The 24,340-nt window shown below is 59.7% G+C and carries 23 protein-coding genes; 8 read left to right on the top strand and 15 right to left on the bottom strand.

Going from position 1 to position 24,340, the window contains the following annotated elements; all coding sequences use genetic code 11:
• Positions 1-6: 6 nt before the first annotated feature.
• Positions 7-288: a hypothetical protein gene (locus tag EHO01S_RS01720; protein WP_024522333.1), complete on the bottom strand. Its 282-nt coding sequence runs from the start codon at positions 286-288 to the stop codon at positions 7-9.
• Positions 288-1,085: an envelope biogenesis factor ElyC gene (gene elyC / locus EHO01S_RS01715; RefSeq protein WP_024522332.1), complete on the bottom strand. Its 798-nt coding sequence runs from the start codon at positions 1,083-1,085 to the stop codon at positions 288-290. Before elyC ends, EHO01S_RS01720 begins: the two co-directional genes overlap by 1 nt.
• 194 nt (positions 1,086-1,279) lie before the next feature.
• Between elyC and cmoM the strand changes: the two genes are divergently transcribed.
• From cmoM to EHO01S_RS01680, 7 genes are all read left to right on the top strand, one after another.
• The gene (gene cmoM / locus EHO01S_RS01710; RefSeq protein ID WP_024522331.1) at positions 1,280-2,065 is read left to right on the top strand and encodes a tRNA uridine 5-oxyacetic acid(34) methyltransferase CmoM; all 786 of its coding nucleotides are present in this window, start codon (positions 1,280-1,282) and stop codon (positions 2,063-2,065) included.
• Positions 2,062-3,384: a chromosome partition protein MukF gene (mukF, locus tag EHO01S_RS01705; protein WP_024522330.1), complete on the top strand. Its 1,323-nt coding sequence runs from the start codon at positions 2,062-2,064 to the stop codon at positions 3,382-3,384. Before cmoM ends, mukF begins: the two co-directional genes overlap by 4 nt.
• Positions 3,365-4,096, top strand: a complete 732-nt coding sequence (gene mukE / locus EHO01S_RS01700; protein ID WP_024522329.1) for a chromosome partition protein MukE — start codon at positions 3,365-3,367, stop codon at positions 4,094-4,096. Before mukF ends, mukE begins: the two co-directional genes overlap by 20 nt.
• Positions 4,093-8,550 (top strand): chromosome partition protein MukB, encoded by a 4,458-nt coding sequence (mukB, locus tag EHO01S_RS01695; protein ID WP_024522328.1) that lies wholly within the window; start codon positions 4,093-4,095, stop codon positions 8,548-8,550. The genes mukE and mukB overlap by 4 nt, the downstream gene beginning before the upstream one ends.
• A 437-nt stretch (positions 8,551-8,987) precedes the next feature.
• The gene (ldtD, locus tag EHO01S_RS01690; protein ID WP_024522327.1) at positions 8,988-10,640 is read left to right on the top strand and encodes a L,D-transpeptidase; all 1,653 of its coding nucleotides are present in this window, start codon (positions 8,988-8,990) and stop codon (positions 10,638-10,640) included.
• 269 nt (positions 10,641-10,909) lie between these two features.
• A complete protein-coding gene (gene mepK / locus EHO01S_RS01685; RefSeq protein ID WP_024522326.1) occupies positions 10,910-11,458 on the top strand; it encodes a peptidoglycan L,D-endopeptidase MepK in 549 nt (182 codons plus the stop codon).
• Positions 11,459-11,539: 81 nt separating this feature from the next.
• On the top strand, positions 11,540-12,187 hold the full coding sequence (locus tag EHO01S_RS01680; RefSeq protein ID WP_024522325.1) for an MBL fold metallo-hydrolase: 648 nt from the start codon (positions 11,540-11,542) through the stop codon (positions 12,185-12,187).
• Positions 12,188-12,247: 60 nt separating this feature from the next.
• Here EHO01S_RS01680 and fliR read toward each other — a convergent pair whose 3' ends face one another.
• From fliR to fliF, 13 genes are all read right to left on the bottom strand, one after another.
• Positions 12,248-13,033 carry a flagellar biosynthetic protein FliR gene (fliR, locus tag EHO01S_RS01675; RefSeq protein ID WP_024522324.1) on the bottom strand — a complete coding sequence of 262 codons (786 nt, stop codon included), beginning with the start codon at positions 13,031-13,033 and terminating at the stop codon, positions 12,248-12,250.
• A gap of 2 nt (positions 13,034-13,035) precedes the next feature.
• Positions 13,036-13,305 carry a flagellar biosynthesis protein FliQ gene (gene fliQ, locus EHO01S_RS01670; protein ID WP_005297013.1) on the bottom strand — a complete coding sequence of 90 codons (270 nt, stop codon included), beginning with the start codon at positions 13,303-13,305 and terminating at the stop codon, positions 13,036-13,038.
• A gap of 12 nt (positions 13,306-13,317) precedes the next feature.
• Positions 13,318-14,058: a flagellar type III secretion system pore protein FliP gene (gene fliP / locus EHO01S_RS01665; protein WP_024522323.1), complete on the bottom strand. Its 741-nt coding sequence runs from the start codon at positions 14,056-14,058 to the stop codon at positions 13,318-13,320.
• Positions 14,058-14,462, bottom strand: coding sequence for a flagellar biosynthetic protein FliO (gene fliO / locus EHO01S_RS01660; protein ID WP_024522322.1), 405 nt, complete (start codon positions 14,460-14,462; stop codon positions 14,058-14,060). The genes fliP and fliO overlap by 1 nt, the downstream gene beginning before the upstream one ends.
• A 1-nt stretch (position 14,463) precedes the next feature.
• The gene (fliN, locus tag EHO01S_RS01655; RefSeq protein ID WP_024522321.1) at positions 14,464-14,877 is read right to left on the bottom strand and encodes a flagellar motor switch protein FliN; all 414 of its coding nucleotides are present in this window, start codon (positions 14,875-14,877) and stop codon (positions 14,464-14,466) included.
• The gene (fliM, locus tag EHO01S_RS01650) at positions 14,870-15,883 is read right to left on the bottom strand and encodes a flagellar motor switch protein FliM (RefSeq protein ID WP_024522320.1); all 1,014 of its coding nucleotides are present in this window, start codon (positions 15,881-15,883) and stop codon (positions 14,870-14,872) included. Before fliM ends, fliN begins: the two co-directional genes overlap by 8 nt.
• 5 nt (positions 15,884-15,888) lie before the next feature.
• Entirely contained in the window at positions 15,889-16,368 is a 480-nt protein-coding gene (gene fliL / locus EHO01S_RS01645) for a flagellar basal body-associated protein FliL (RefSeq protein WP_024522319.1), read from the bottom strand.
• A gap of 149 nt (positions 16,369-16,517) precedes the next feature.
• Positions 16,518-17,777, bottom strand: a complete 1,260-nt coding sequence (locus EHO01S_RS01640) for a flagellar hook-length control protein FliK (RefSeq protein ID WP_024522318.1) — start codon at positions 17,775-17,777, stop codon at positions 16,518-16,520.
• The gene (fliJ, locus tag EHO01S_RS01635) at positions 17,774-18,214 is read right to left on the bottom strand and encodes a flagellar export protein FliJ (protein WP_024522317.1); all 441 of its coding nucleotides are present in this window, start codon (positions 18,212-18,214) and stop codon (positions 17,774-17,776) included. Before fliJ ends, EHO01S_RS01640 begins: the two co-directional genes overlap by 4 nt.
• A 27-nt stretch (positions 18,215-18,241) precedes the next feature.
• The gene (gene fliI, locus EHO01S_RS01630; protein WP_024522316.1) at positions 18,242-19,600 is read right to left on the bottom strand and encodes a flagellar protein export ATPase FliI; all 1,359 of its coding nucleotides are present in this window, start codon (positions 19,598-19,600) and stop codon (positions 18,242-18,244) included.
• Positions 19,597-20,349, bottom strand: a complete 753-nt coding sequence (gene fliH, locus EHO01S_RS01625; RefSeq protein WP_024522315.1) for a flagellar assembly protein FliH — start codon at positions 20,347-20,349, stop codon at positions 19,597-19,599. The genes fliI and fliH overlap by 4 nt, the downstream gene beginning before the upstream one ends.
• Positions 20,342-21,334 carry a flagellar motor switch protein FliG gene (gene fliG / locus EHO01S_RS01620; protein WP_024522314.1) on the bottom strand — a complete coding sequence of 331 codons (993 nt, stop codon included), beginning with the start codon at positions 21,332-21,334 and terminating at the stop codon, positions 20,342-20,344. Before fliG ends, fliH begins: the two co-directional genes overlap by 8 nt.
• Entirely contained in the window at positions 21,331-23,052 is a 1,722-nt protein-coding gene (gene fliF, locus EHO01S_RS01615) for a flagellar basal-body MS-ring/collar protein FliF (protein ID WP_024522313.1), read from the bottom strand. Before fliF ends, fliG begins: the two co-directional genes overlap by 4 nt.
• Positions 23,053-23,303: 251 nt before the next feature.
• On the opposite strand from fliF, the gene fliE reads away from it, so the two are divergent.
• Positions 23,304-23,618 (top strand): flagellar hook-basal body complex protein FliE, encoded by a 315-nt coding sequence (gene fliE, locus EHO01S_RS01610; RefSeq protein ID WP_024522312.1) that lies wholly within the window; start codon positions 23,304-23,306, stop codon positions 23,616-23,618.
• The last annotated feature ends 722 nt before the right edge of the window (positions 23,619-24,340 follow it).

Below are 24,340 nucleotides of genomic sequence, written 5' to 3'. Positions count from 1 at the left end.
TCGCCGTTAGCGTGTCCGCCGCAGCCAGTGCTGACACGCTAAATACACGGCCAGCGGTAAGGGCAACAGGCAGGCTGCGCCGGCCAGCAGCGCCGCCGGGGCGTTGAGGCCGGTGGTCCAGGCGAAGAAGAAGCCCAGCATGCTGATGGTCTCCAGCGGATTGCCATTGAGGGCGACGTTCTGCGGTTTGGCGAGTGCATCGAACAGCACTACCTGGAGTTCGATGCTCAGCAGGGCGGCGAGTAGGCTGACGAGACGTGGGTGGCGTCGCAAGCGGGACCATGACATTATGATTTCTCCTGTGGTGTCACGCGGCGCCGATCCTGTGCCTGGCCGAGGAGCCCTTGCCAGAGACGGCCCAACGTCTCATACCAGGCGCGTTCACTATGGCCCAGGTAGAGGGGGGACGGAACCCAACGCTCCCACGGGTTAAGTGGGCTAGTGATAGCCAACTGGTTGGCGGGGGCCGGGATCGGGTCGAGCCCTTGGTGGTGGAAGAAACGCAATGCGCGTGGCAGATGATTGGCCGAGGTTACCAGGATAACGCGGGCATTGCCGACCCGTGCTGCTACCGCCTGTGCCTCCTGCGCCGTGTCGCGCGGACTATCCAGCACGATGATGCGTTGTTGCGCGACGCCCAGCGAGCGCGCCACCTGCGCTGCGACGGCGGCGCTACTGTGACGATTTCCTTGCGCCGCCGCGCCGGTCAGGATCAGTTGCGCCTGAGGATTGAGCGTAAGCTGGCGCACCCCCTCCGTCACGCGTGCCAGACTGTTGTTGATCAGGTTGGAGCTGGGGGCCCACTGTGGGTTATAAGTATAGCCTCCTCCCAGCACCACCACGTAACGTGCCTGTTGGCCTTGATTGAGGGTCGGATAGGCGCTTTCCAGCGGGACGAGCAGACGATCGGCCAAGGGTTGTAGGCTGAGTAGGAAAATTCCCAACCAAGCCAGTGAAACCAACACTTTCCCCATGCGCTGATGGCGACTGAACCATAACAGAGCCAGACCGAGCGCGCACAGCGACAACAAGAAGGGCAACGGTAGCAGCAGCGAACCAATAAATTTCTTTAGCGCAAACAGCATGGCTAACGCTCTCTTTTGAGTGAAAAAACGTCATTCGCATCGAATATCAGACTGATAATATTCATTCTACGATAGTCTGTGTCAAAATGGACGCTTTATCCTTCGGTGGCGTCACGTAACGCCGGGCCACCGACGGGGCGGCGGCGTCGCCCCCAGTCACCCGTGGTACGGCGGCGGGATGCGGAGTGAGGAGCATGCAGGATCGTAATTTTGACGATATCGCGGATAAATTTGCGCGTAATATTTATGGCACCACCAAGGGGCGTATCCGTCAGGCGGTTCTGTGGCAGGATCTGGAAACGTTGTTGGCCACGTTACCGCCGCGTCCGTTGCGCATCCTGGATGCCGGTGGCGGACAGGGGCAAATCGCTTGCCAACTAGCGGCGCGCGGCCACCAGGTGATCTTGTGTGACATCTCCGAACAGATGCTGGCACGAGCGGCGCAGCATGCCGCTGAGCAAGGTGTTAGCGCGCGCATGGAATTGGTACAAAGTCCGGCGCAGGAGATGCATCACCATTTGGCCGCGCCAGTGGATCTGGTATTGTTTCATGCCGTTCTGGAATGGGTGGCGGAGCCGCAGGCCGTGTTGGCGGCGTTGGAAAAATGCTTGGCGCCGGGTGGGGCGCTGTCGTTAATGTTCTATAACTACAACGGACTACTGATGTTAAATACCCTGGTGGGGAATATGGAGTATGTGAAGCGCGGCATGCCGAAGCGCAAGCGGCGCTCCCTCTCGCCCGATCATCCGTTGGATCCCGTGCAGGTATATGACTGGCTGGCGCAGTTGGGTTTGACCATTAGCGGAAAAACCGGGGTCCGAGTGTTCCACGACTACCTCCGTGACAAGAGCCAACAAGAGGGGGCCTTTGACGACTTGCTGGCGTTGGAGCAACGCTATTGCCGTCAGGAGCCCTTTGTGAGTTTAGGGCGCTACATCCATGTGATGGCGCACAAAGGTGACATTAAGGATCCATTATGAGCGATTTTTCCCAGACGGTACCGGAGCTGGTTGCCTGGGCGCGCAAAAATGATTTCTCCTTAAGCTTACCGACCGAGCGGCTAGCGTTTCTGCTGGCTATCGCCACCCTGAACGGCGAGCGTTTAGATGGTGAGATGAGCGAAGGGGATCTGGTCGATGTCTTCCGTCATGTCAGCAAGGCATTCGAGCAGACGCAGGAAACCATCACCCAACGCGCGAACAACGCGATTAACGATTTGGTGAAGCAGCGTCTGCTTAACCGTTTTACCAGTGAGCTGGCGGAGGGCAGTGCCATCTACCGCTTGACCCCGCTGGGGATCAGCCTTTCCGATTATTACATCCGCCAGAGAGAGTTCTCTACCTTACGCTTGTCGATGCAGCTTTCCATCGTGGCACAGGAGTTACGCACGGCGGCCGAGGCGGCGGAAGAAGGCGGCGATGAGTTTCACTGGCAGCGTAACGTCTTTGCCCCGCTGAAGTATTCGGTGGCGGAGATCTTCGACAGTATCGATCTGACCCAGCGTCTGATGGATGAGCAGCAGCAGGGGGTCAAAAGTGATATCGCCGGACTGCTGAACCAGGATTGGCGGGCGGCGATCTCCAGTTGCGAATTATTGTTGTCGGAGACCTCCGGCACGCTGCGCGAATTGCAGGATACCCTAGAGGCGGCGGGCGACAAACTACAGGCTAATCTGTTACGCATTCAAGAGGCGACTTTAGGCCAGACGGCATTGGCGTTTGTCGATAAGCTGGTGTTCGACTTGCAGGCTAAGCTGGATCGGATTATCAGTTGGGGGCAACAGGCGATCGATCTGTGGATCGGCTATGACCGTCACGTGCACAAGTTTATCCGTACCGCTATCGATATGGATAAGAATCGGGTATTCGCCCAACGTCTGCGCCAGTCGGTACAACATTATCTCGATGCGCCCTGGGCGCTAACCTACGCTAACGCCGAACGCCTGTTAGACATGCGTGACGAGGAGCTGATGTTGCTCAATGCGGAAGTCACCGGTGAGTTGCCGCCCGATCTGGAGTATGAGGAGTTCTCGGCGCTGCGCGAGCAATTGGCCGAGCTGCTCGAACAGGAGCTGCAAGTGTATCGCCAGGAGCAACGTCCGCTGGATCTCGGCCGGGTATTGCGCGACTACCTGGCGCGTTATCCACGTCAGCGCCATTTTGACGTAGCAAGAATTTTGGTTGACCAGGCGGTTCGCCTGGGGGTAGCCGAAGCAGATTTCACCGGATTGCCGGCCCAGTGGCAGGCGATCAATGAGTACGGAGCCAAGGTACAGGCCCATGTCATCGACAAATACTGAAAACACAATGCCAGCCAAGCTGGCACAAGCGGTGTTCAATCCGCTGTTTCCGGCGCTGGATAGCCAGCTACGCGCAGGGCGCCATATCGGCATTGACGATCTGGATAATCACGCCTTCCTAATGGATTTCCAAGAGGAGCTGGAGCTGTTCTACGGACGTTATAACGTGGAGTTGGTGCGTGCGCCGGAGGGCTTTTTCTACCTGCGCCCGCGCTCGACTACCTTGATCCCGCGCTCGGTGCTCTCCGAGTTGGATATGCTGGTGGGCAAGATCCTCTGCTATCTCTACCTGAGCCCGGAGCGGTTGGCTCACGAGGGGATCTTCAGCCAGCAGGAGTTGTATGACGAGCTGCTGACGCTGACCGACGAAAATAAGTTGCTTAAGCTGGTAAACCAGCGCTCGACTGGCTCCGATCTCGATCGCCAGAAGTTGCAGGAGAAGCTGCGTACCTCGCTGAATCGCCTGCGTCGCTTGGGCATGGTCTTTTTTATCACCAATGACAGCAACAAGTTCCGCATTACTGAATCGGTGTTCCGTTTTGGTGCCGATGTACGCAGCGGCGATGACGCGCGTGAAGCCCAGTTGCGCCTGATCCGCGATGGCGAGGCCGTCAGGCTGGAGCCGTCGTTGGCGTTGAATGATGACGGCGAGGGGGCCGAGTCTACCCCGACGGAGCAGGAGTCCGAGGATGCGGAGGATGAACAGGAATGATTGAACGCGGTAAGTTTCGCTCGCTGACTTTGGTCAACTGGAACGGCTTCTTTGCGCGGACCTTTGATCTAGATGAACTGGTTACCACCCTCTCCGGCGGCAACGGGGCGGGGAAATCCACCACCATGGCGGCTTTCGTCACCGCCCTGATCCCGGATCTGACCCTACTGCATTTCCGTAATACCACCGAAGCCGGTGCCACCAGTGGCTCGCGTGATAAGGGACTGCACGGCAAACTACGTCCTGGCGTCTGCTACGCCACATTGGATGTCGTCAACTCGCGTCATCAGCGGGTGCTGGTGGGGGTTCGCCTGCAACAGGTGGCCGGACGCGATCGTAAGGTCGACATCAAACCCTTCGCCATCCAGGGATTGCCGACGGCGATCCAACCGACGCAATTGCTGACCGAGACGGTCGGCGAACGTCAGGCCCGCGTGTTGCCGCTAGCCGAACTGAAGGAGCGCGCCGAGGCGATTGAAGGCGTGCAGTTTAAACCGTTTAACTCGATCACCGACTATCACGCATTGATGTTTGATTTGGGGGTAGTGCCGCGCCGTCTGCGCACTGCGGCGGATCGTAGCAAGTTCTACCGCTTGATCGAGGCGTCATTGTATGGCGGTATCTCTAGCGCCATCACCCGCTCGCTGCGTGACTACCTGTTGCCGGAAAACAGCGGGGTGCGTAAGGCATTCCAGGACATGGAGGCCGCGTTGCGTGAAAACCGCATGACGCTGGAAGCCATCCGGGTCACCCAGTCTGATCGTGATCTATTTAAACACCTGATCAGTGAAGCTACCGCCTATGTGTCGGCGGACTATATGCGCCATGCCAACGAGCGGCGTAGCCATCTGGAGCAGGCGCTGACCCTACGCCGCGAGTTGTTGGGCGGCCGTAAGCAGCTACTGAGTGAGCAATATCGCCATGTTACGATGGCGCGCGAGTTAGAGGAACAGAATGGCGCCGAGTCCGATCTAGAAACGGATTACCAGGCGGCCAGCGATCACCTCAACCTGGTGCAGACGGCGATGCGTCAGCAGGAGAAAATCGAACGCTACCAGGGCGATCTGGAGGAGCTGCGCTACCGCTTGGACGAGCAGAGTGAGGTGGCGGCCGAAGCGCAGGAGCAGTATGAGTCTTGGCAGGAGCGGAGTGACGCGGCCGAAGCCGAAGTGGACGAATTGAAGAGTCAGTTGGCCGACTACCAGCAGGCGCTGGATGTACAGCAGACGCGCGCCATCCAGTATCAGCAGGCACTTCAGGCGCTGGAGCGGGCGCAAGCGCTATGCCAGTTGCCGGCGTTGAGCGTCGACGACGTCGACACCTGGCTGGAAGCATTTGAAGCCCGTGAGCAGGAGGCAACGGAGCTATTGCTGCAACTGGAGCAGAAGCTGAGTGTCGCCAATGCCGCCCACAGCCAGTTTGAACACGCTTATCGCCTGGTGTGTCAGGTGGTAGGTGAGGTGAGTCGTAGCGAGGCGTGGCAGGCCGGACGCGCGTTGCTACGCGAGTGGCCGGCGCTCCAGCACCAGGCACAACGTGTGGCACCGATTGGCGCTCGTCTGGCCGAGCTGGAGCAACGCCTCGATGCGCAACAGGATGCCGAGCGGTTGCTACAGGAGTGCATCAAGCGTAGCGGGCGCGAGTGCGACGTTCTGGCGCTGGACGCCTTGCAGGCTGAGCTGGAGGCACAGATCGAAAACCTGAGCCAACAGGCGGCGGAGGCCGGCGAACGCAGCATGGCGTTGCGCCAGGAGTTGGAGCAGAGTGCCGAACGCGTTAAATGGCTTAGCGCCCGTGCCCCAGCGTGGATCGCGGCGCAGGAGGCTTTGAATGCGCTGGAGGCTCAGTGCGGCGAAACCTTGGAGGACAGCCGCGCCGTCACCGATCAGATGCAACAGTTGTTGGAGCGCGAACGCGAATACACCGTCGAGCGCGACGAAGTCGCCGCCCGTAAAGGGGGGCTGGAGCGAGAGATCGAACGCCTCAGCCAACCCGGCGGCGCCGAGGATGCTAGGCTGATCGCCTTGGCCGAGCGTTTCGGTGGGGTGCTGTTGTCGGAGATTTACGATGACGTCACTCTGGATGATGCACCTTACTTCTCGGCGCTGTATGGCCCGTCGCGTCACGCCATCGTGGTGCAGGATCTGGCGGCGGTACGCGCCCAGCTCGCCGGACTGGAGGAGTGCCCGGAGGATCTCTATCTGATCGAGGGGGATCCGCAATCTTTCGACGACAGCGTGTTCGCCGTCGAGGAGTTGGAGAAGGCGGTGGTGGTGAAGATCGCCGATCGCCAGTGGCGCTACTCACGCTTCCCGACGCTGCCGCTGTTTGGCCGCGCGGCGCGCGAGAGTCGTCTGGAGACGCTGTATGCCGAACGTGAGACGCTGGCGGAGCGTTACGCCACGCTGTCGTTTGATGTTCAGAAGATCCAGCGTCTGCATCACGCCTTCAGCCGCTTTATCGGCAGTCACCTGGCGCTGGCTTTTGAGACCGATCCCGAGCTGGAGCTGCGCCTGTTGCAGCAGCGGCGCGGTGAGATCGAGCGTGAATTCGCCGGCCAAGAGAGCCAGACACAACAGCAGCGCCAACAGTTGCAGCAGGCGCGCGAACTGATCGGGCTACTCAACCGTCTAGCGCCACAGGCCGCGTTGTTGGCGGACGAGACATTACCCGATCGTGTCGCGGAGTTACGCGAAGAACGGGAGCAGGCGCAGGAGGCGGCGCGTTATCTGCATCAGCATGGCGCGACCCTGACGGCGCTGGAGCCGGTGATCGATGTGTTGCAGAGCGATCCGCAACAGCACGAACAATTGCAGCAGGACTATCAACAAGCGCAACAGCAGCAGCGTCTCGCCAAGCAGCAGACTTTTGCCTTGACGGAGGTGCTCCAACGGCGTGCGCACTTTAGTTATAGCGATGCGGTAGGCATGTTGAGTGAAAACGCTGACCTCAACGAGCGTCTGCGTCAGCGCCTGGATCATGCCGAGGCCGAGCGTAGCCGCAGCCGTGAGCAGCTGCGCCACCATCAAGGGCAGTTGGCCCAATACAACCAGGTATTAGCCTCGCTGAAGAGCGCCTTCGATGCCAAGCGTGACATGTTGCAGGAATTGCAACAGGAGATGCAGGCGATCGGGGTGACGGCGGACGCGAATGCCGAGGCGCGCGCCCGCGCGCGCCGCGACGAGTTGCACGCCGCCTTGAGTGAGAACCGTAGCCGCCGTAATCAGTTAGAGAAGCAGATCACTATCTGTGAGGCGGAGATGGAGGCGCTGGTCAAGCGGCTGCGCAAGGCGGAGCGTGACTACCATCTGATGCGCGCCCAGGTGACCCAGGCCAAGGCTGGCTGGTGTGCGGTGATGCGTTTGGTGAAAGATAATGGCGTCGAGCGTCGGCTGCACCGGCGTGAGCTGGCCTACATGGACGCCGAGGAGTTGCGCTCCATGTCGGATAAGGCGTTGGGAGCGCTGCGTCTGGCGGTGGCGGATAACGAACATCTGCGCGACGTGCTGCGTCTGTCGGAGGACCCGAAGCGCCCCGAGCGCAAGGTACAGTTTTATGTGGCGGTCTACCAACATCTGCGCGAGCGTATCCGCCAGGACATCATTCGCAGCGATGATCCGATCGATGCCATCGAGCAGATGGAGATCGAACTGGCCCGTCTGACGGAGGAGTTGACGGCACGTGAGCAGAAGCTGGCCATCAGTGCGCGCAGCGTAGCGAACATTATCCGCAAGACCATACAGCGCGAGCAGAATCGTATCCGCATGTTAAATCAGGGATTGCAATCGGTAGCGTTCGGCCAAGTGAACAGTGTGCGTCTCAACGTCAATGTGCGCGAAACCCACGCCATGTTGTTGACGGTGCTTTCTGAGCAGCAGGAGCAGCATCAGGATCTGTTCAACAGCCAGCGTTTGACCTTCTCCGAGGCGTTGGCCAAGCTGTATCAGCGCCTGAATCCGCAGATCGACCTGGGGCAGCGTACGCCGCAGACTATTGGTGAAGAGCTGCTCGACTACCGCAACTATCTGGAGATGGAGGTGGAGGTCAATCGTGGTTCCGACGGCTGGTTGCGTGCCGAAAGTGGGGCGCTGTCGACCGGTGAGGCTATCGGTACCGGGATGTCGATCTTGGTGATGGTGGTGCAAAGCTGGGAGGAGGAGTCGCGTCGTCTGCGCGGTAAAGATATCTCCCCTTGTCGTCTGTTGTTTCTCGACGAAGCGGCGCGTCTGGACGCCAAGTCGATCGCTACCCTATTCGAGCTGTGTGAACGTCTGGAGATGCAATTGATCATCGCCGCGCCGGAAAACATCAGTCCGGAGAAGGGCACCACCTATAAGCTGGTGCGTAAGGTGTTCAACCATACCGAGCATGTCCACGTGGTGGGGCTACGCGGCTTCGCGGGCGAACGCGCCGTCGAGGCAACCGCAATGGAGCATGAGGACGCCTCGGCCTGACGGACGCGTGTCTAGCCAAGGCACATCGGGTGCGCACCGAGTACGGCCCGCCTCGCGCGGGCCGTCGTTTTTTCCGTGTCGTCTGTGCGCCGAAATTCGCGCCAGGGTGTAACATCGCGTCGCCTGACGCGAGCGCGTTAAGTTGCGAGTCACCCCTCCGCGCTCGTTAACCCACACTATCTTTTGCTCGTGTAGTGAAATACATTGCAATCAATCTGTCGCGGCCAGGCTTTTGGCTCGACGCGTTTTTTTGGCAAAATAAGCTGTCGTTTTATCGGGTCACGCCTCTGCGCCCTGCCGGGCGCGCTCCTGCACTCCGCAAGACTTGGCCGATGGCGGCATGAGGCATGCCGGGCAGCCTGATGGCGGTTTATCCTGTATAATTTGTCGTATGTGCCTGACAGTATCGCTGTCGGCAAGATGGGAGCAAGGAAGTCATGCTGAGCGCGAGATTCGCTTTTCACCGGCGTATGGCCGGAACATTGTTGGCCGTGACGCTGTTGCCGTGGGGCGGGGGCGTGTTAGCCGAGGGGGCACCCCTGTCAGAGGCGGCGCCGCAGACGGTATCGCCGTCGAGCCGTACTGCCGAGTTACAGGCGCTGTTACCCGCCGGGGTCACATTACATTATGGGCCGCTGCTGGCACAACTGTATGGGGCCAACCAGATGCAGCCGATGTGGCGAGATAGCGAGGCTCGGCGTGACTTTCAACAGCAGTTGGCCGAGTTGGCGTTGGCCGGCGTACAGCCTCAGTTTGCCCGTTGGGCTGATGAACTGACGGATGAGCGTATCCACGGCATGGCGCGCGATGTGTTGCTATCCGATGCCTTGCTTGGGTACTTACAGTATGTCGCCGGGGTGAGCGCCAACGGTGAGGGCTGGCTGTATGGTGCGAAGCGTTACGTCCTGTCTACGCCCCCAGCAGGTATGGTCGATAACTGGCAACAGGCCTTGCATCAGGGAACGTTGACGGTTTTCATCCGCTCGCTGGCGCCCTCCAGTCCACAGTATCCGGCGATGCGAGCCGCCTTAGCGTCGCTGCTGGCGGAGACCCAACCTTGGCCGAAGCTGCCCAGCGGGCCAACGCTACGTCCGGGAGAGCGTAGCCCGGCGTTGCCGATCCTGCGTGAGATCTTACGGCGTAGCGGCGTGCTGTCAGCCGATCAGGCGGGGGAGGGCGATGTTTACACGCCGGCCCTGGTGGCGGCGGTGAAACGCTTCCAGGTCGATCAGGGGCTAACGCCGGATGGGGTGATCGGCCCGCGCACTTATGCCTGGCTTAACGTCACTCCCCAGTTGCGCGCCGCACTGTTGGCGCTGAATATCCAGCGCTTGCGTATTCTGCCGGCGACGATGCATACCGGCATTCTGGTTAACATCCCCAATTATTCGTTGATCTATTACCGTGACGGTAAAGATGTATTGGCCTCACGGGTGATCGTGGGACGTCCGAGCCGCAAGACGCCGCTGATGAACAGTGAGTTGAACAACGTGGTGGTCAACCCGCCGTGGAATGTGCCGACCAAGCTGGTGCGTGAGGACATCGTGCCTAAGGCGATGCGTGATCCCGGCTATTTTGAGCGCCACGGTTATACGCTGCTCTCCGGCTGGAGCCGCGATGCTCAGGTGATCGATCCCGCAATGATCGACTGGAATAGCGTTTCGGCGCGTAACTTCCCCTACCGAGTGCGCCAGGCTCCGGGCGCGAGCAACTCGCTGGGGCGTTTCAAGTTTAATATGCCAAGCCAGGATGCCATCTACCTGCACGACACGCCGAATCATGCGCTGTTCAATCAGGATATGCGCGCGCTCAGTTCCGGTTGTGTGCGGGTAAATAAGGCCTCGACCTTGGCGGACATGTTGTTGGCTGACGCCGGTTGGAGCGACCAACGTGTCGCCGCGGCGTTGCAGGCTGGCAATACACAGTATGTTCCGGTGCGCCAGCGTATTCCTGTGCGTCTCTATTATCAAACGGCCTGGGTTAATGCCGACGGGGCGGCGCAGTTCCGCACAGATATTTACAATTATGATCAGCTGGCGCGCGATGGGAGCCGCAGTGCACCACAGGCTCGCCAGCTTTTCCATCTGTAGCAGGTGGTTATCTTGCCGCTTTGCACTCAGACGAGGCGGTGAGATGGACAAAAATTTTGTGATGGCCGCTGGCAGCGGCTATCTGGCCGGTTGACGCCACCGAAGGGGGCGGTTAAGGTGCGCAAATAGGATGCCGCGCAAACGCTTTCACCTCCCCTGCATCTGGGAGGCGCGTGGCGTAAGGCGTTAAACGACAGGGGCCATACAGGCCCCGATTTGTGCGCATTAGGCGTGACGTTCAGCGATTTTTGCCAGGTCAATATTTGCTCATGGAACCGATAGACTTTCAACGCCGTAAATGGTTGGCGCTCGGTGGTGCGGCAATAGGATTTGCTCTGCTGCCGGGGGTAGCCCAGGCGACCCTTTCTACGCCGCGCCCGCGCGTGCTGGTATTAAATAATCTCAACACCGGCGAGCGATTACGCGCCGAGTTCTTTGACGGTCAAGCCTATATTCCGGAGGAGTTGGCGCGTCTCAATCATTTCTTTCGCGATTACCGCGCCAATCAGGTGAAGCGCATCGATCCGCGGCTATTCGATCAGATCTTTCGTCTGCAATTGCTGTTGGGCAGCCAAAAGCCGATCCAGTTGGTCTCCGGCTATCGCTCTCCTCATACTAACCGCGAGCTGCGTGCGCGTAGTCGAGGAGTGGCTAAGCAGAGCTATCACACCAAAGGGCAGGCGATGGACTTCCATATCGACGGTGTGGCGCTGGCCAATATCCGTAAGGCGGCGTTGAAGATGCGGGCTGGCGGTGTGGGGTATTATCCGCGCAGTAACTTCGTTCATATCGACACCGGGCCGGTCAGGAGTTGGTGATCGGTGCATGGATGCGTATGATGGAGTCAAATAACGGCGATGCCGGCTTGTAGCCGGCGTTTTTATGCGCGGAGAGTTAAGATGAAATATCACATCATTCCGGTGACGGCCTTCCAGCAAAATTGCACCCTGTTGTGGTGCGAGCAGACGCGAGAGGCGGCAGTCGTCGACCCCGGCGGTGAAAGCGCCAAGATCCTGCGGGAGATCGCCGCACGTGATCTGAAGGTGACTCAGATCCTGTTGACGCACGGTCATATCGACCATGTCGGCGCGGCGGCGCGTCTGGCACAGACTCTGTCGGTACCGATCTACGGTCCGCAGCAGGAGGATCAGTATTGGCTGGAGCAGTTGTCGCAGCAAGCCGATATGTTTGGTTTTACCGATTGTCAGCCGTTTATGCCGACGCGTTGGCTGCAACAAGGAGATGTGTTGACGGTAGGCGAAGAGCGCTTGGCGGTCTTGCATTGCCCGGGGCATACCCCGGGGCATGTGGTCTACTTCTGTGAGCGGGCGCGTTTGGCACAGGTGGGCGATGTGCTATTTCGTGGCAGCATCGGGCGTAGCGACTTTGCCGGCGGTAATCATCAGGATCTGCTCAATAGCATCTGGACGCGCTTGTTCACGCTGGGCGACGATGTGGCCTTTATTCCCGGTCATGGTCCGATGTCCACCATTGGCGAGGAGCGGCGTAGCAATCCCTATGTGCGCGATGAGCCAGAAAATTGGTAAGCCGTCGCGGTGAGGGTACAGCAAAGAAGACGCGTCGGCGTCTTTTTTGCTGTCTGGGGCTTAGGGGGCGTGCATCTCGCCGAGGATCACCGCCAGACGGTCGAATAGCGTCTGCAACATATGTTCGGTGAACGGGGCCAGCATCGGGATCAACATGCCGAGGGTCAGCATGCCGATGGTCAGGGTCAGCGGAAAACCGACCACGAAGATGGAGAGCTGGGGGGTCATGCGGTTGAGCAACCCCAGTGCCATGTTAAGCGTCAACAGCAAGGTGATCAGCGGTAGGGCCAACATCATGCCGTTGAGGAAGATCAGGTGTCCGCTCTGCGCCAGGGCGAGAAAGCCGTTGCCTGCCAGCGGCGACGTGGAGAGCGGCAGGGTGTGGAAACTGTCCGCCAGCAGGGAGATAAGCCACAGATGGCCGTTGAAGCACAGGAATAGCAGCAACATCAGTAGATTGAGCAATCGTGCCAGTACCGGCATATTGGGGCCGCCGGAGGGATCGAAGAAGGTGGCGAACGAGAGCCCCATCTGCATGCCGATCACCTCGCCGGCCAGTCGCACCGCGGCGAAGGCCAACTGCATGGTCAGGCCGATGGCGCAGCCGATCAGGATCTGCTGGATCGCCAGCCACAGGGCACCGCCGCTGGCCAGGGTGACGGTGGTCGGTGGTAACTGGGGGGCGATCAGGAAGGTGGTCAGTGCTGCCAGGGCGATGCGGACCTTGCGTGGGATCGCTTTCTCGCCCAGCAGCGGTGCGGTGCTGTACAGTGCCAGCAGGCGCACGAAGGGCCAGAAGAATTGCCCGAGTAACAGGGTGAGCTGGGCGGGATCGAAGGTGATCATGGCTAGCCGATCAGATTCGGCAGGCTGCTGAATAGGGTACGCATGTAGTCTAATAGCAGGCTGAGCATCCAGGGCCCCGCCACCACCAGGGTGGCGAAGACGGCCAGGATCTTAGGGATAAACGATAGCGTCATCTCGTTGATCTGCGTCGCCGCCTGTAACAGACTGATCAGCAGACCGCTGATCAACGCCGCCAACAGCAACGGGGTGGCCAGCGCCAGTCCCACTTTCATCGCCTGATAGCCCAGAGCCATTACCGATTCGGGTGTCATGGCATTCTCCTGTTAGGTGTAGAAGCTCTGCGCCAGGGAGCCGAGCAGCAGTTGCCAGCCATCCACCAAGACGAACAGCATCAGTTTAAAGGGCAGCGAGATGGTGGCCGGTGGCACCATCATCATCCCTAGCGCCATCAGTACGCTGGCAACTACCAGATCAATGATCAGAAAGGGAATGAAGACGGTAAAACCGATCTGAAAGGCGGTCTTTAACTCGCTAGTGACATAAGCTGGCAGCAGAATACGCAGCGGGACATCCTCCGGTCCCTGCATCTGCGGTTGCTTCGCCAAGCGGGCAAACAGGGCCAGATCGGTTTCACGCGTCTGGCGTAGCATGAAGGCGCGTAACGGTTTGGCGCCACGCTCCAGGGCGGTCTCCATGCTGATCTTCTGTTCACTGAAGGGCTGATAGGCATCCTGATAGATCTTATCGAGCACCGGCGACATGATGAAGAAGGTCAAGAATAACGCCAGCCCCAGCAGTACCTGGTTCGGTGGCGCCGAGGGGGTGCCCAACGCGTTGCGTAGCAGGCCGAGGACGATGATGATGCGGGTGAAACTGGTCATCAACAGCAGTACGGCGGGCAGGAAACTGAGCGCCGTCAGGAAGACCAGCGTCTGTACCGGTAGCGACCAGCTTTGCCCGCCATGAGCGAGCGGTTGGCTGATAATGCCGGGCAACTGGGCCAGCGCCGCCGGCGCACAGAGTAATAGCCCCGGCAGCAGGGTATAACGCAGAATACGCTGCATCAGGAGTTCTCTTTGTTGCGGCCAAATCGCTGTCGCGCGGCTTGGCGTAGTAGCTGCTGGAACGAGGCGGCCTGCCTATGCGCGGTGGAGGTAGGCGTAGCTGGCGTCGGCGGCACCTCGAAGGTATGCAGCGGCGTAATGGTATGGGCGGTGACGCCGAGCAGCAGACACTGGTTGTCGACCTCGACCACCACCAGGCGTTCCCGCTGGCCGAGGTTACAACTGGCGCGCACGTTGAGCAGGCGCTCGCCGCGCGGGCGTGCGACGAAGCCTAACCGCTTCGCCAGCCAGGCCAGTAGCAGGATCAGCAGCAAGATACCGCCCAGCGTACCACCCACTTGGGTCAGTACGCTCTCCGTTGGCAAGGCGGGGGCGCTGGGAAGCGCGGCGATGGGTGTCGACATCTCAGCGGCTCAGACGGCGCATGCGCTCGGATGGCGTGATAATGTCGGTGATACGTACGCCGAACTTGTCGTTGACCACCACCACTTCCCCTTGGGCGATCAGATAGCCGTTGATCAACACGTCCAGCGGCTCGCCCGCCAGGCCGTCCAGCGATACGACGGAACCTTGCGACAGACGTAACAGTTCCTTGATGGTCATCTTAGTACGGCCGAGCTCCACGGTCAGTTTCACCGGGATGTCGAGGATCAGATCGATATCTTGGCCCGCACTGCCCCCCAGGGGGGTCCCCTCCTCCAGATTCTGGAATATATCACCGCTGTGTTGACTGGCGGCTTGTTGTTCTCCCATAGCTTCCGCCCACAGGTCGGCGGCGTCATCCTGAGCGTCAGCTGACGGCTTGTTGGCGTCACTCATCGGAATTTCCTCGCGAAGTCACATCTAAAATAGGATTAATCATTTTTTCTACGCGTAGTGCGTATTGGCCGTGGTAGCAGCCATATTGACAGGTCAACACCGGCACACCGTCGACATTGGCGATCAGTCGCTCTGGACGATCGATGGGCAGCACATCGCCGACTTGCAGTTTGAGTACGTCGGAGAGACGCAGCGGAATATCGACAAAGTTAGCGACTAGCTCTAGCTCGGAATGCTGTACCTGTTTGCTGAGCGTATCGCGCCAGTGTTGATCCTCTTGCTTAGAGTTCTCTAGCGGCGGGTTAACCAGCAATTCGCGTAGCGGCTCGATCATCGAGAAGGGGATACAGATATTGAACTCCCCGCTCAGCGCACCGACCTCCACGGTAAACGGCGTGGTGACGACGATATCGTTAGGCGAGGTGGTGATATTGGTAAATTTCACCTGAATTTCCGAACGGACGTATTCGACCTCCAGCTTGAAGATCGCGCTCCAAGCATCGCGATAGGCATCGAGTGCCAGGCGCAGCATACGCTGGATCACCCGCTGTTCGGTATGGGTGAATTCGCGTCCATCCACCTTGGTCGGGAAGCGACCATCGCCACCGAACAGGTTATCTACGGCCATAAAGACCAGGCTGGGCTCGAAGACCATCAATGCCGTACCGCGTAGCGGTTTAAGGTGTACCAAGTTGAGGTTGGTCGGTACCGGCAGATTCCGGGCGAATTCGTGATAGGGCTGGATACGCACGGCACCGACGGTGATATCGGGGCTGCGGCGCAACAAGTTAAACAACCCCATGCGGAATTGACGGGCGAAACGCTCATTGACAATTTCTAACGCCTGTAAACGCTCGCGCACCACGCGTCGTTGCGTGGTGGGATCATAGGGGCGAACCTCGCCATCGCAATGCTCTAGGGACGCATGCTGCTCGCTGGGCGCGGCATCGCTGTCGCCATTGAGCAGCGCGTCTATTTCGGCTTGAGACAGAATGCTATCGGACATAAGGATTACCGCAGGATGAACGCTGTGAACATGACATCATTGACCACTTGGCCGGGCTGGCCATTGATGACCGGCGCACGCAGGGTGGCTTTAATCTCATCCATCAACGCCTTCTTGCCCTGTTCGGTCGCCAATGCGGCGGCCTGTTGGCGTGAGAGCAGCAACAGCAGGCGGCTGCGGACTTCTGGCAGATAGTCGTTTAGACGTTTGCGCGTTAGCTCATTTGGCAGACGCAAGGTGATGCCGACATACAGGACGCGATCGCTGTCATCGTCATTACCCAACAGATTAACCGTAAACGGATCCAATGCCATAAAGACGGGAAGCGGTGCGGGCGCCTGTTTGGCAAGGTGCGATTGGCTTTGTTGATAATAGTGCCAGCCGAAGTAGCCGCCGCCAGCGGCCAGCGCGGCAAAGATCACCAACAGGATCAATACCCATTTGCGCCGTTTCGCGGAGCGGTTAGGGAGTGACATATCAGACATAAGGGGGATGATTCCTGTAGCTGTGTGCGCAAGGCGCGTGGAAATTCGCTGACGCTATTATCCCTGTCGTGTCGTCGGAACAATGGCAGGAATAACGTGAAAAAACGGGGCTAATCGAGCGATTGCCCCGTCGCCGTGGCCTTGGCGTGCTACACACTGATGTCGACGGCACCCAGATGGCGGCGTACGACGGTGGGGGCATCCTGCTCCCGGGAGAGCGGTAGCGTGTTATCGGCCAGGCTGAAGACGGCGCCAGCCGCCGATTCTTGGCGCTGCTGTTGGCCGCCGCCCCATTGGGACTGAGCCTCGCTGCCGACGCTGCTCTGCCCAAGCTGAATGCCGCTCTCTGCCAGTGCGGTGCGCAGATGGGGCAGGGCGGCCTCTAAGGCTGCACGGACTTGGCTATGGGCGGCGGCCAGGTGCAATTGAGCCTGATTATCGTCCAGACGCAGGCTGATCTGTAGCGCACCGAGATCTTGCGGATGCAGGCGCAGTTCGGCCTGGTGCTGACCATTACGGCTAAACATCAGCACCTGTTGACCGAGCGCCTGCTGCCACTCGCTGCTACCCAGCGGGGCGTTGAGCAGGGGAGCGCTGGCGCTGGCGGGCGAAGCCAAGGGCGTGGCGTTAACCTGTGGCGTGGCTGGCGCCAGGTTAGCGGCGTGATGTAACGCTGTCGGCGTGATGGATTGCGCATGGGGGGGCACCAGCCCCTCATGGCTTTGGACACGGCGATTCGGGGTCTCCAGGCTGAGCAGGGTGCTGCCGGTGTCGATGCGGTTGATCCCCGGCGTAGTCGGAGAGGTCTTAGCTTGCAACAGCGGCGTCACATCTGCCGGGTGCGCATTGGCGCGTTCATCGCCGCGTGTCGTCTCCAGCAAATGGCTCAGTGAGGCGGCGTGCGCCTCCTGACGTGACGCGCGCAGACGTCCCGGTGCCTCTTGCTGGATAGCGCCCGTGTCCAGTGCCGTCGGGTGTGCGACGTCGCCGCGCGCCGGCAGCATAGCCAGCAAGGCGGCGATGGCTTGCTGCGCACCGGCTTCGTTCACATCGGGCGCACGCGGGCTATCCGTCGCCGCGGGCGCGGTCGGGAGCAGAGCGAATGAGGCATCGGGCAGCGGCGTGACCCCGTCATGTGTCGGCGCGCGCAGTTGGCTGAGCAAGGTCTGACGCTGTTGCGCATCCAATTGTGAGAGCCGGCCAAGCAAGGCTGACGGTAAGCCCTGGGCGTCGACGTTGACGCCTGCCGAAGATTGCAGGCTTTGTAGCAGCGCCTGCTTACTTGCCGGCTGGCTAAGCAGGGCTAGGATATCGGCAAACGGCGAACCCTCGACGGCTGACGCCGTCGTCGTCGGGGTATCCGATGGGGCGCTGAGCGCTGTGAGCGTGATGGCCACCGGCGTTGTCATGATTTTTCTCTCCTCAGGCTGGCACGCTGGGCGTACTCATCCATCCGTTTTTGATCTTGTTTGTTCAATATACTTTGGCGCTGCGTCTCGGCGCGTTCGTGTAAGGTACTGAACGCATTCAGGCGCTGATGTTTCTGCTGCCAGCTATGGGTGGCGCTTTCCAGGCGGGCCCGGCATTGGGCCAGTTGACCGCGATGCTGTTCAATGGCCTGCTCCAACGTCAGAATAAATTGCTGATAGTTGTACCAACTGGCTGCCGCGATGCCGCCGCTCATCCCTCGGTTTAGGCGTTGGCGGTATTCGTCCTGATAGTTCAACAACATCTCCAGTTGTTGCTGGGCCTGCTGGCAGGCCTGTCGGGCATGGCCCAAGGCGCGGGTGGCCTGATCGACATCCTGTTGCGCCAGTTCGCGCAGGGTATTTAATGCTGATGACATCACAACCTCCGGCCCAGATATCGGCTATCACTCAGTAAACAGGGCCTGTAGCGCGTGACAGGCTTGTGCGTAGTCGCTGCGTTCAAATATGCCTTGTTGCAGAAAGGCCTCAAGTTGCGGATAGAGCGTGATAGCCTGATCCAATAGGGGATCGCTGCCGCGTGCATAGGCGCCGACGCTGATCAGATCCCGGTTGCGTTGATAACTGGAGAGCAACTGTTTGAAACGACGCACTCGGGCGTAATGCGCCTCGTCGATCAACGAGGTCATAGCACGACTGATGGAGGCCTCGATGTCGATGGCCGGGTAGTGGCCGGCTTCGGCCAGGCGGCGTGACAGTACCACGTGACCATCGAGGATGGCGCGTGCCGAGTCAGCGATGGGATCCTGTTGATCGTCCCCTTCCGTCAGAACGGTATAGAAGGCGGTGATCGAGCCACCGCCGCTGATGCCGTTACCGGCACGCTCGACTAAGGCGGGCAATTTGGCGAAGACCGAGGGCGGGTAGCCCTTGGTCGCTGGCGGTTCGCCGATCGCTAGGGCGATCTCACGCTGAGCCATGGCGTAGCGGGTCAGCGAATCCATGATCAGCAGGACATGCTGGCCGCGATCGCGGAAATCTTCGGCGATACGCGTGGCATAGGCGGCGCCTTGCATGCGTAGCCGTGGCGAGACGTCCGCCGGGGCGGCGATCACCACCGCGCGCTGGCGTCCCTCTTCACCGAGGATGTTTTCGATGAAGTCTTTTACCTCACGGCCACGTTCACCGATCAGCCCCACGACGATCACATCGGCCTGAGTATAGCGCGCCATCATGCCCAGTAAGACGCTCTTACCGACCCCTGAGCCGGCGAACAACCCCATACGTTGGCCGCGTCCCACCGTCAGCAGGGCGTTGATCGCCCGCACGCCGACATCCAGTACCTGGGTGATCGGCGTTCGTTGTAACGGGTTGAAGGGTTGACTGTTGAGCCCGCCCTGCTCGCTTTCATCGGGCGGCGGCAGGCCGTCCAAGGGACGGGCGCTGCCGTCGAGCACGCGTCCCAGCAGCGCCGGGCCGAGGGGCAACTGCTTGCCGCTGTGCAGGGCGGCGGCCGGGGCCCAGACGCGGGCGCCGGGTACAATGCCGTCCACGTCTTCCAAGGGCATCAGAAACAACTGACGACCATTAAAGCCGACGACTTCGGCCTCGACGTCGATGATATGTTGCCCGTCGTGGCGTTCGACGCGACAGGTGGCGCCGATCGGCAACTGGAGGCCCGTTGCTTCCAACACCAGGCCAGTGGCGCGGGTCAACTTACCGTAGCGGCGCGCCTCCGGTAGGGTAGGGATGCGGCGCTCTAAGGCGGCCAGGGCGCCGAGCCAGGTGTCGAGTCGGTTACTCATAGCGGTAGCTCCGGCGCGGCCAGCTTACACAGTTCTTGCCAACGAGTGGCGATGCTGGCGTCCAGTTCGCCGCCTTCGGCGCTGATCTTACAGCCGCCGCGATGCAATTGGGTATCGGCCAACAGCTTCCAGCCCTGTTGCTCCAATTGTACCCCGAGATGTTGTTGTACCAGCGGTAGATCCTGTGGGTTGACGCGCAGTTGCAGGTTGCCGCTAAACAGCGGCTCCTGTTGGATCAACTGTTGGATCTGTTGTAGGACGCCACTGGCATCGCACAGCGGTGTCTGGCCGATGATCTGTTTGGCGGCGGTCAATGCCAACTGCATCAGGCGCGCGGCGATGACGCCATCCAAGGAGTTAAGGGAGCGTTGAAACTCACCGGAAAGGGTGCGCCAGGTCTCCAGCAGCGGCTGCTGTTCAGCCAGCACCTGTTGCATGCCCTGGGTACGCCCCTCCGCCAGCCCCTGTTGGAAGCCGGCATCGTAGCCCTGTTTCTCGCCTTGTTGCAGGCCGATCTGTAGCCCTTGCTGTTGGGCATCGTGGCGCAGACGCTCCAGTTCGGCCTGCGTCGCTTCGGCCTGCGCCTGGGCGGCTGCGTTGGCATCCTCTGCCGCATTGGTTTCGCTGAGAACACGCAACGGACGGCGTGGCGCAGCGAAGTCACGCATCTCCCAACGCTGCCAGCGCGGGTCCCGGGCCTCCGGGCTATCCTTCGTGAGAACCTGCTTACGGAACGGGGAGTTAGACATAGGTATCCTCGCCACCACCGATGACGATCTCGCCACTCTCCGCCAAGCGACGGACGATCAGCAAGATAGACTTCTGCTCGGCCTCGACCAGCGACAAGCGTACCGGGCCACGGGTGGCCAGGTCGTCGCGCAGGATATCGGCGGCGCGCTGAGACATGTTGCGCATAAATTTCTCGCGCAACGCCTCGTCTGCCCCCTTCAGGGCGATCAGCAGCGACTCGTTCTCCACCTCTTGCAGGATGCGTTGGATGCTGCGATCGTCGACATCCACCAGATTCTCGAACAGGAACATCTCGTCGATGATTTTCTGTGCCAACTCGCCATCGTGGTTGCGCATGGCGTCGATGACCGACTCTTCTTGTTGGCTCTTCATCAGGTTGATGATCTCGGCAGCGGTACGTACGCCCCCGAGCTTGCTGCGCTTGAGGTTCTGGCCGTCGAGCAGGTTATTCAGCACGTCGGTCAACTCTTGCAACGCGGTCGGCTGTACCCCGCCGAAGGTGGCGATACGCAGCATCACATCGTTGCGTTGGCGCTCGTCAAAGTGCGCCAGAATATCTGCCGCTTGGGCGCGTTTCAGATGCACCAAAATGGTAGCGATGATCTGCGGATGCTCTTCGCGGATGATATCGGCGGCGGCCTGCGGCTCCATAAAGTTGAGGGTTTCGATACCGTTGGCGGTATCACGCGACTCCAGGATGTCCTCCAGCAGGCTGGCGGCGCGTTCCTCGCCCAGTGCCTTGACCAGCACCGAGCGCAGGTAGTCGCCGGCGTTGACGCTCAGGGCGGCGAACTGCTCGGCTTCATCCTGAAACTCATTCAACACCTCACTCAGTTGCTGATGTGAGACCTGGCGCATGCCGGCCATGGTACTACTGAGTTGTTGCACCTCTCGGGTCGAGAGGTGTTTAAACACTTCGGCGGCGCGGTCTTCGCCGATGGTCATTAATAATACCGCGCTTTTTTCGGTCGCAGTCAGGCTCATTGTGGTTCTGTGCTCATCCATTGGCGGATCACCAGCGCGACGACGCGCGGATCCTGCTCTGCCATTTCACGTACGCGTTCGGTCTGCGCCTCGGCGGTGGTGCGCTGTTGTAGCTTACGACGCTGTTGTAGCTCTTCGTTGCTCGGCTGTTTGGCCGGCTGCGCCGATACTGGCGGAGTATCGATACGCTGGCGCAGGGCGGCGGTTTGCTGCTGTTTGGTCAGCATCGGTTTCACCAACTTGCGCCACAGCAGCCAGGCGACCAGGGCGACCAGTAGGTAACGGCCCAATGAGGTCAACAGATCGATAAAGGCCTGCTTCTGCCAGAAGGGGAGGTCACCGCCGTCATCGGCTACGCTGTTGAACGGTGTATTGACTACACTCAGCGTATCGCCGCGGCGTTGCGAGAAGCCCATCGCCTCACGCACCAGGTTATTGATCTGATCCATCTTTTCTTGTGAGAGCGCGACCGCTTTCCCTTGTGGGGTGGTGGCGTAGTTGACCACCACGGCGACGGACAGGCGCTCGATGCCACCCGCGCGTTCTTGCGTATGGCGAATGGTCCGATCCACCTCATAGTTGGTCGTCTCATCGCGCCGCATATTCTCGTTGCGGCTGGCCAGACGCCCATTACTGGTAATGGCGCTGGAGCGGCTCTGCGTCGGCTCGTTGCGATTACGGCCCGTCGATCCTGAGGCAGTACGCGGCTTATCGATATTGCCCGTGGGCGCGGGGGCCGGCTCATTCGACAGGGCGCCCGGGACGCCGCCGTTGAGCTGGCCGCCGGACTGATCGCTCTGGCTGATCTGCTGGCTGCGGATCGCGGCCTGGTTCGGTAACTGATTCGGCTTGTACTCTTCATCGGTCTGTTCCCGATTGGCGAAATCGAGCTGAGCGGTGACCTGGGCATGGACGTTACCGCTGCCGAGCATCGGTTGCAGGATGGTTTCGATGCGGCGCTGTAGACGCCCCTCTACCTCAGAAGTGAACTTCAACTGCGCCGCGTTCAGATCGCGTCCGGTACCGTCGGGCTGGGTCAGCAGATGACCGAACTGATCGACCACGGTGACGTTACCTGGCGGCAGGCCAGCAACGCTGCTAGAGACCATATAGACGATGGCGTTGATCTGACCGTCGTCTAGGGCGCGCCCCGGCTCCAGCGTCAGCGTGACCGAGGCGGAGGGCTGTTTCTGCTCGCGTACGAACAGCGACGGTTTGGGCAGCGCCAGATGCACTCGGGCGCTGACCACCGGGCCGAGCGTCTCAATGGTACGGGCCAGCTCACCCTCTAAGGCTCGCTGGTAGTTGACCTGCTCGCTGAACTGGCTGATGCCGAATTTTTCTTGATCGAGTAGCTCGAAGCCGACAGCCCCTCCCTTGGGGAGTCCTTGCTGGGCCAGCTTGAGGCGCAGGTCATACACCTTGTCCGCCGGCACCATCAGCGTGGTGCCGTTATTGGCGAAACGATAGGGGATATTCATCTGGCTGAGCTGCGTGACAATGGCACCGCCATCGCGATCGCTGATGTTGCTGTACAGAACGCGATAGTCGGGCGCGCGCGCCCATAGCGCCAATACGACGACGATGGCAATGGCGACGGCGCTGGCTAACAGTAAGGGAATTTTGGGATTGGCCCGTACGCGCTCCAGTATGGCTTTAATACTATTTTCAGCGCTCTTTGCTGCGGTGCCTGCGGTACCGGTGGCTGAAGCGTTCATGGGCTTACCTTATTGTTCAGTTGCGTCCGGACCAGAGGCCGGTATGAATGGATGTGTAACAAATCAGACTCCCTGACGCGGCAATGCGAATCGCGGAATACCTGCAAAAGCAGGCACTTTATTATTGACATGTGCCGACAAAACGATGGCGGGAGAAAGGGACATTTTTGCCGTTATTTACCCGCTTTGCCTTTGGCGTCTTATGGTAGGTTGTCATGCAATCGGCAGTTTCAATCATTAAGGAGCCTTTCGTGGCAGTCACCGGCATCGAGAACGTCTTACAACAACTGCAAGCCACCGCACTTTCCGCCAGTAACCGTACCCCGCAGGAGAGCGTGGCACCGGGTACGTTTTCGAACGAGCTGAAGGCGGCCATCGATCGCATCAGTGACAATCAGAACCACGCCCGCCTTCAGGCGCAGCAGTTCGAGATGGGGGTACCCGGCGTGGCGCTCAATGATGTGATGCTCGATCTGCAAAAATCCAGCGTCTCGCTACAGATGGGGATCCAGGTACGCAACCGTCTGGTCGCCGCCTATCAGGACATTATGAATATGCAGGTCTAGGTTATTTAATTACTTGATAAATAATTAAATTATTCTTGGTGTGTCGATATGCGGGGCATCGAGGGGGCATCCGCAGTCAGGTTCTGGTTGAGCATGGTCATCCGAGCATAGCTGTTATCTATGACCCTTTCATATAAACCTGCCAATCCCCGCGGTGTATTGGCTGACATGGCCGAGTGGCGGGCTATGTCTTGCTCCTGCGCATAGAGCGCGGTACGCATAAGCTAAACGTGACTGGTGCGCGAACGAGGGGTATCCCGGCGCATCGCTGTTTGTCAACGTTGCAGCATAGGCATGGCCGCGTCATCATGTTTCGTGATGTCATTGCGTGCAACTGTCTGTGATCTGAGTATGAACCTAGTTCACTCCGCCCATATTTCCTTAGGGTGAGCTCGCCCAGAATCAGCCCCTTTCTGCTTGCTTCCTCAGTCCGGCCACGGCCGGGAGCTCTGGCGTTGAGCGGGGGGACAGTACGGTCAGTGGCGGCGTTACAAGATAATGCTGGGAATTGGTAAGGTGAGATGGTGAATATAATGTGGGAAGTATATGTCGGGATATTCTGGATAAATATAAAAAAGCCGCAGCTATTATATTAGCTCCGGCTTTCTCGGCTAGACTCGTTCTATTCTGTCTACTCCGGTTCGCACCATCTTCGTTATCGCAGGAGAACGAGGCGATAAAATTAGTTGAGAACGACGACGTTTACTGCCGAAGGGCCCTTC

Source organism: Edwardsiella hoshinae NBRC 105699 = ATCC 33379, assembly GCF_000474215.1.
GTDB classification, from domain to species: Bacteria; Pseudomonadota; Gammaproteobacteria; order Enterobacterales; family Enterobacteriaceae; genus Edwardsiella; species Edwardsiella hoshinae.
The sequence above is the reverse complement of the archived record's forward strand: the minus strand, read 5'-3'. Positions and strand labels throughout refer to the sequence as shown.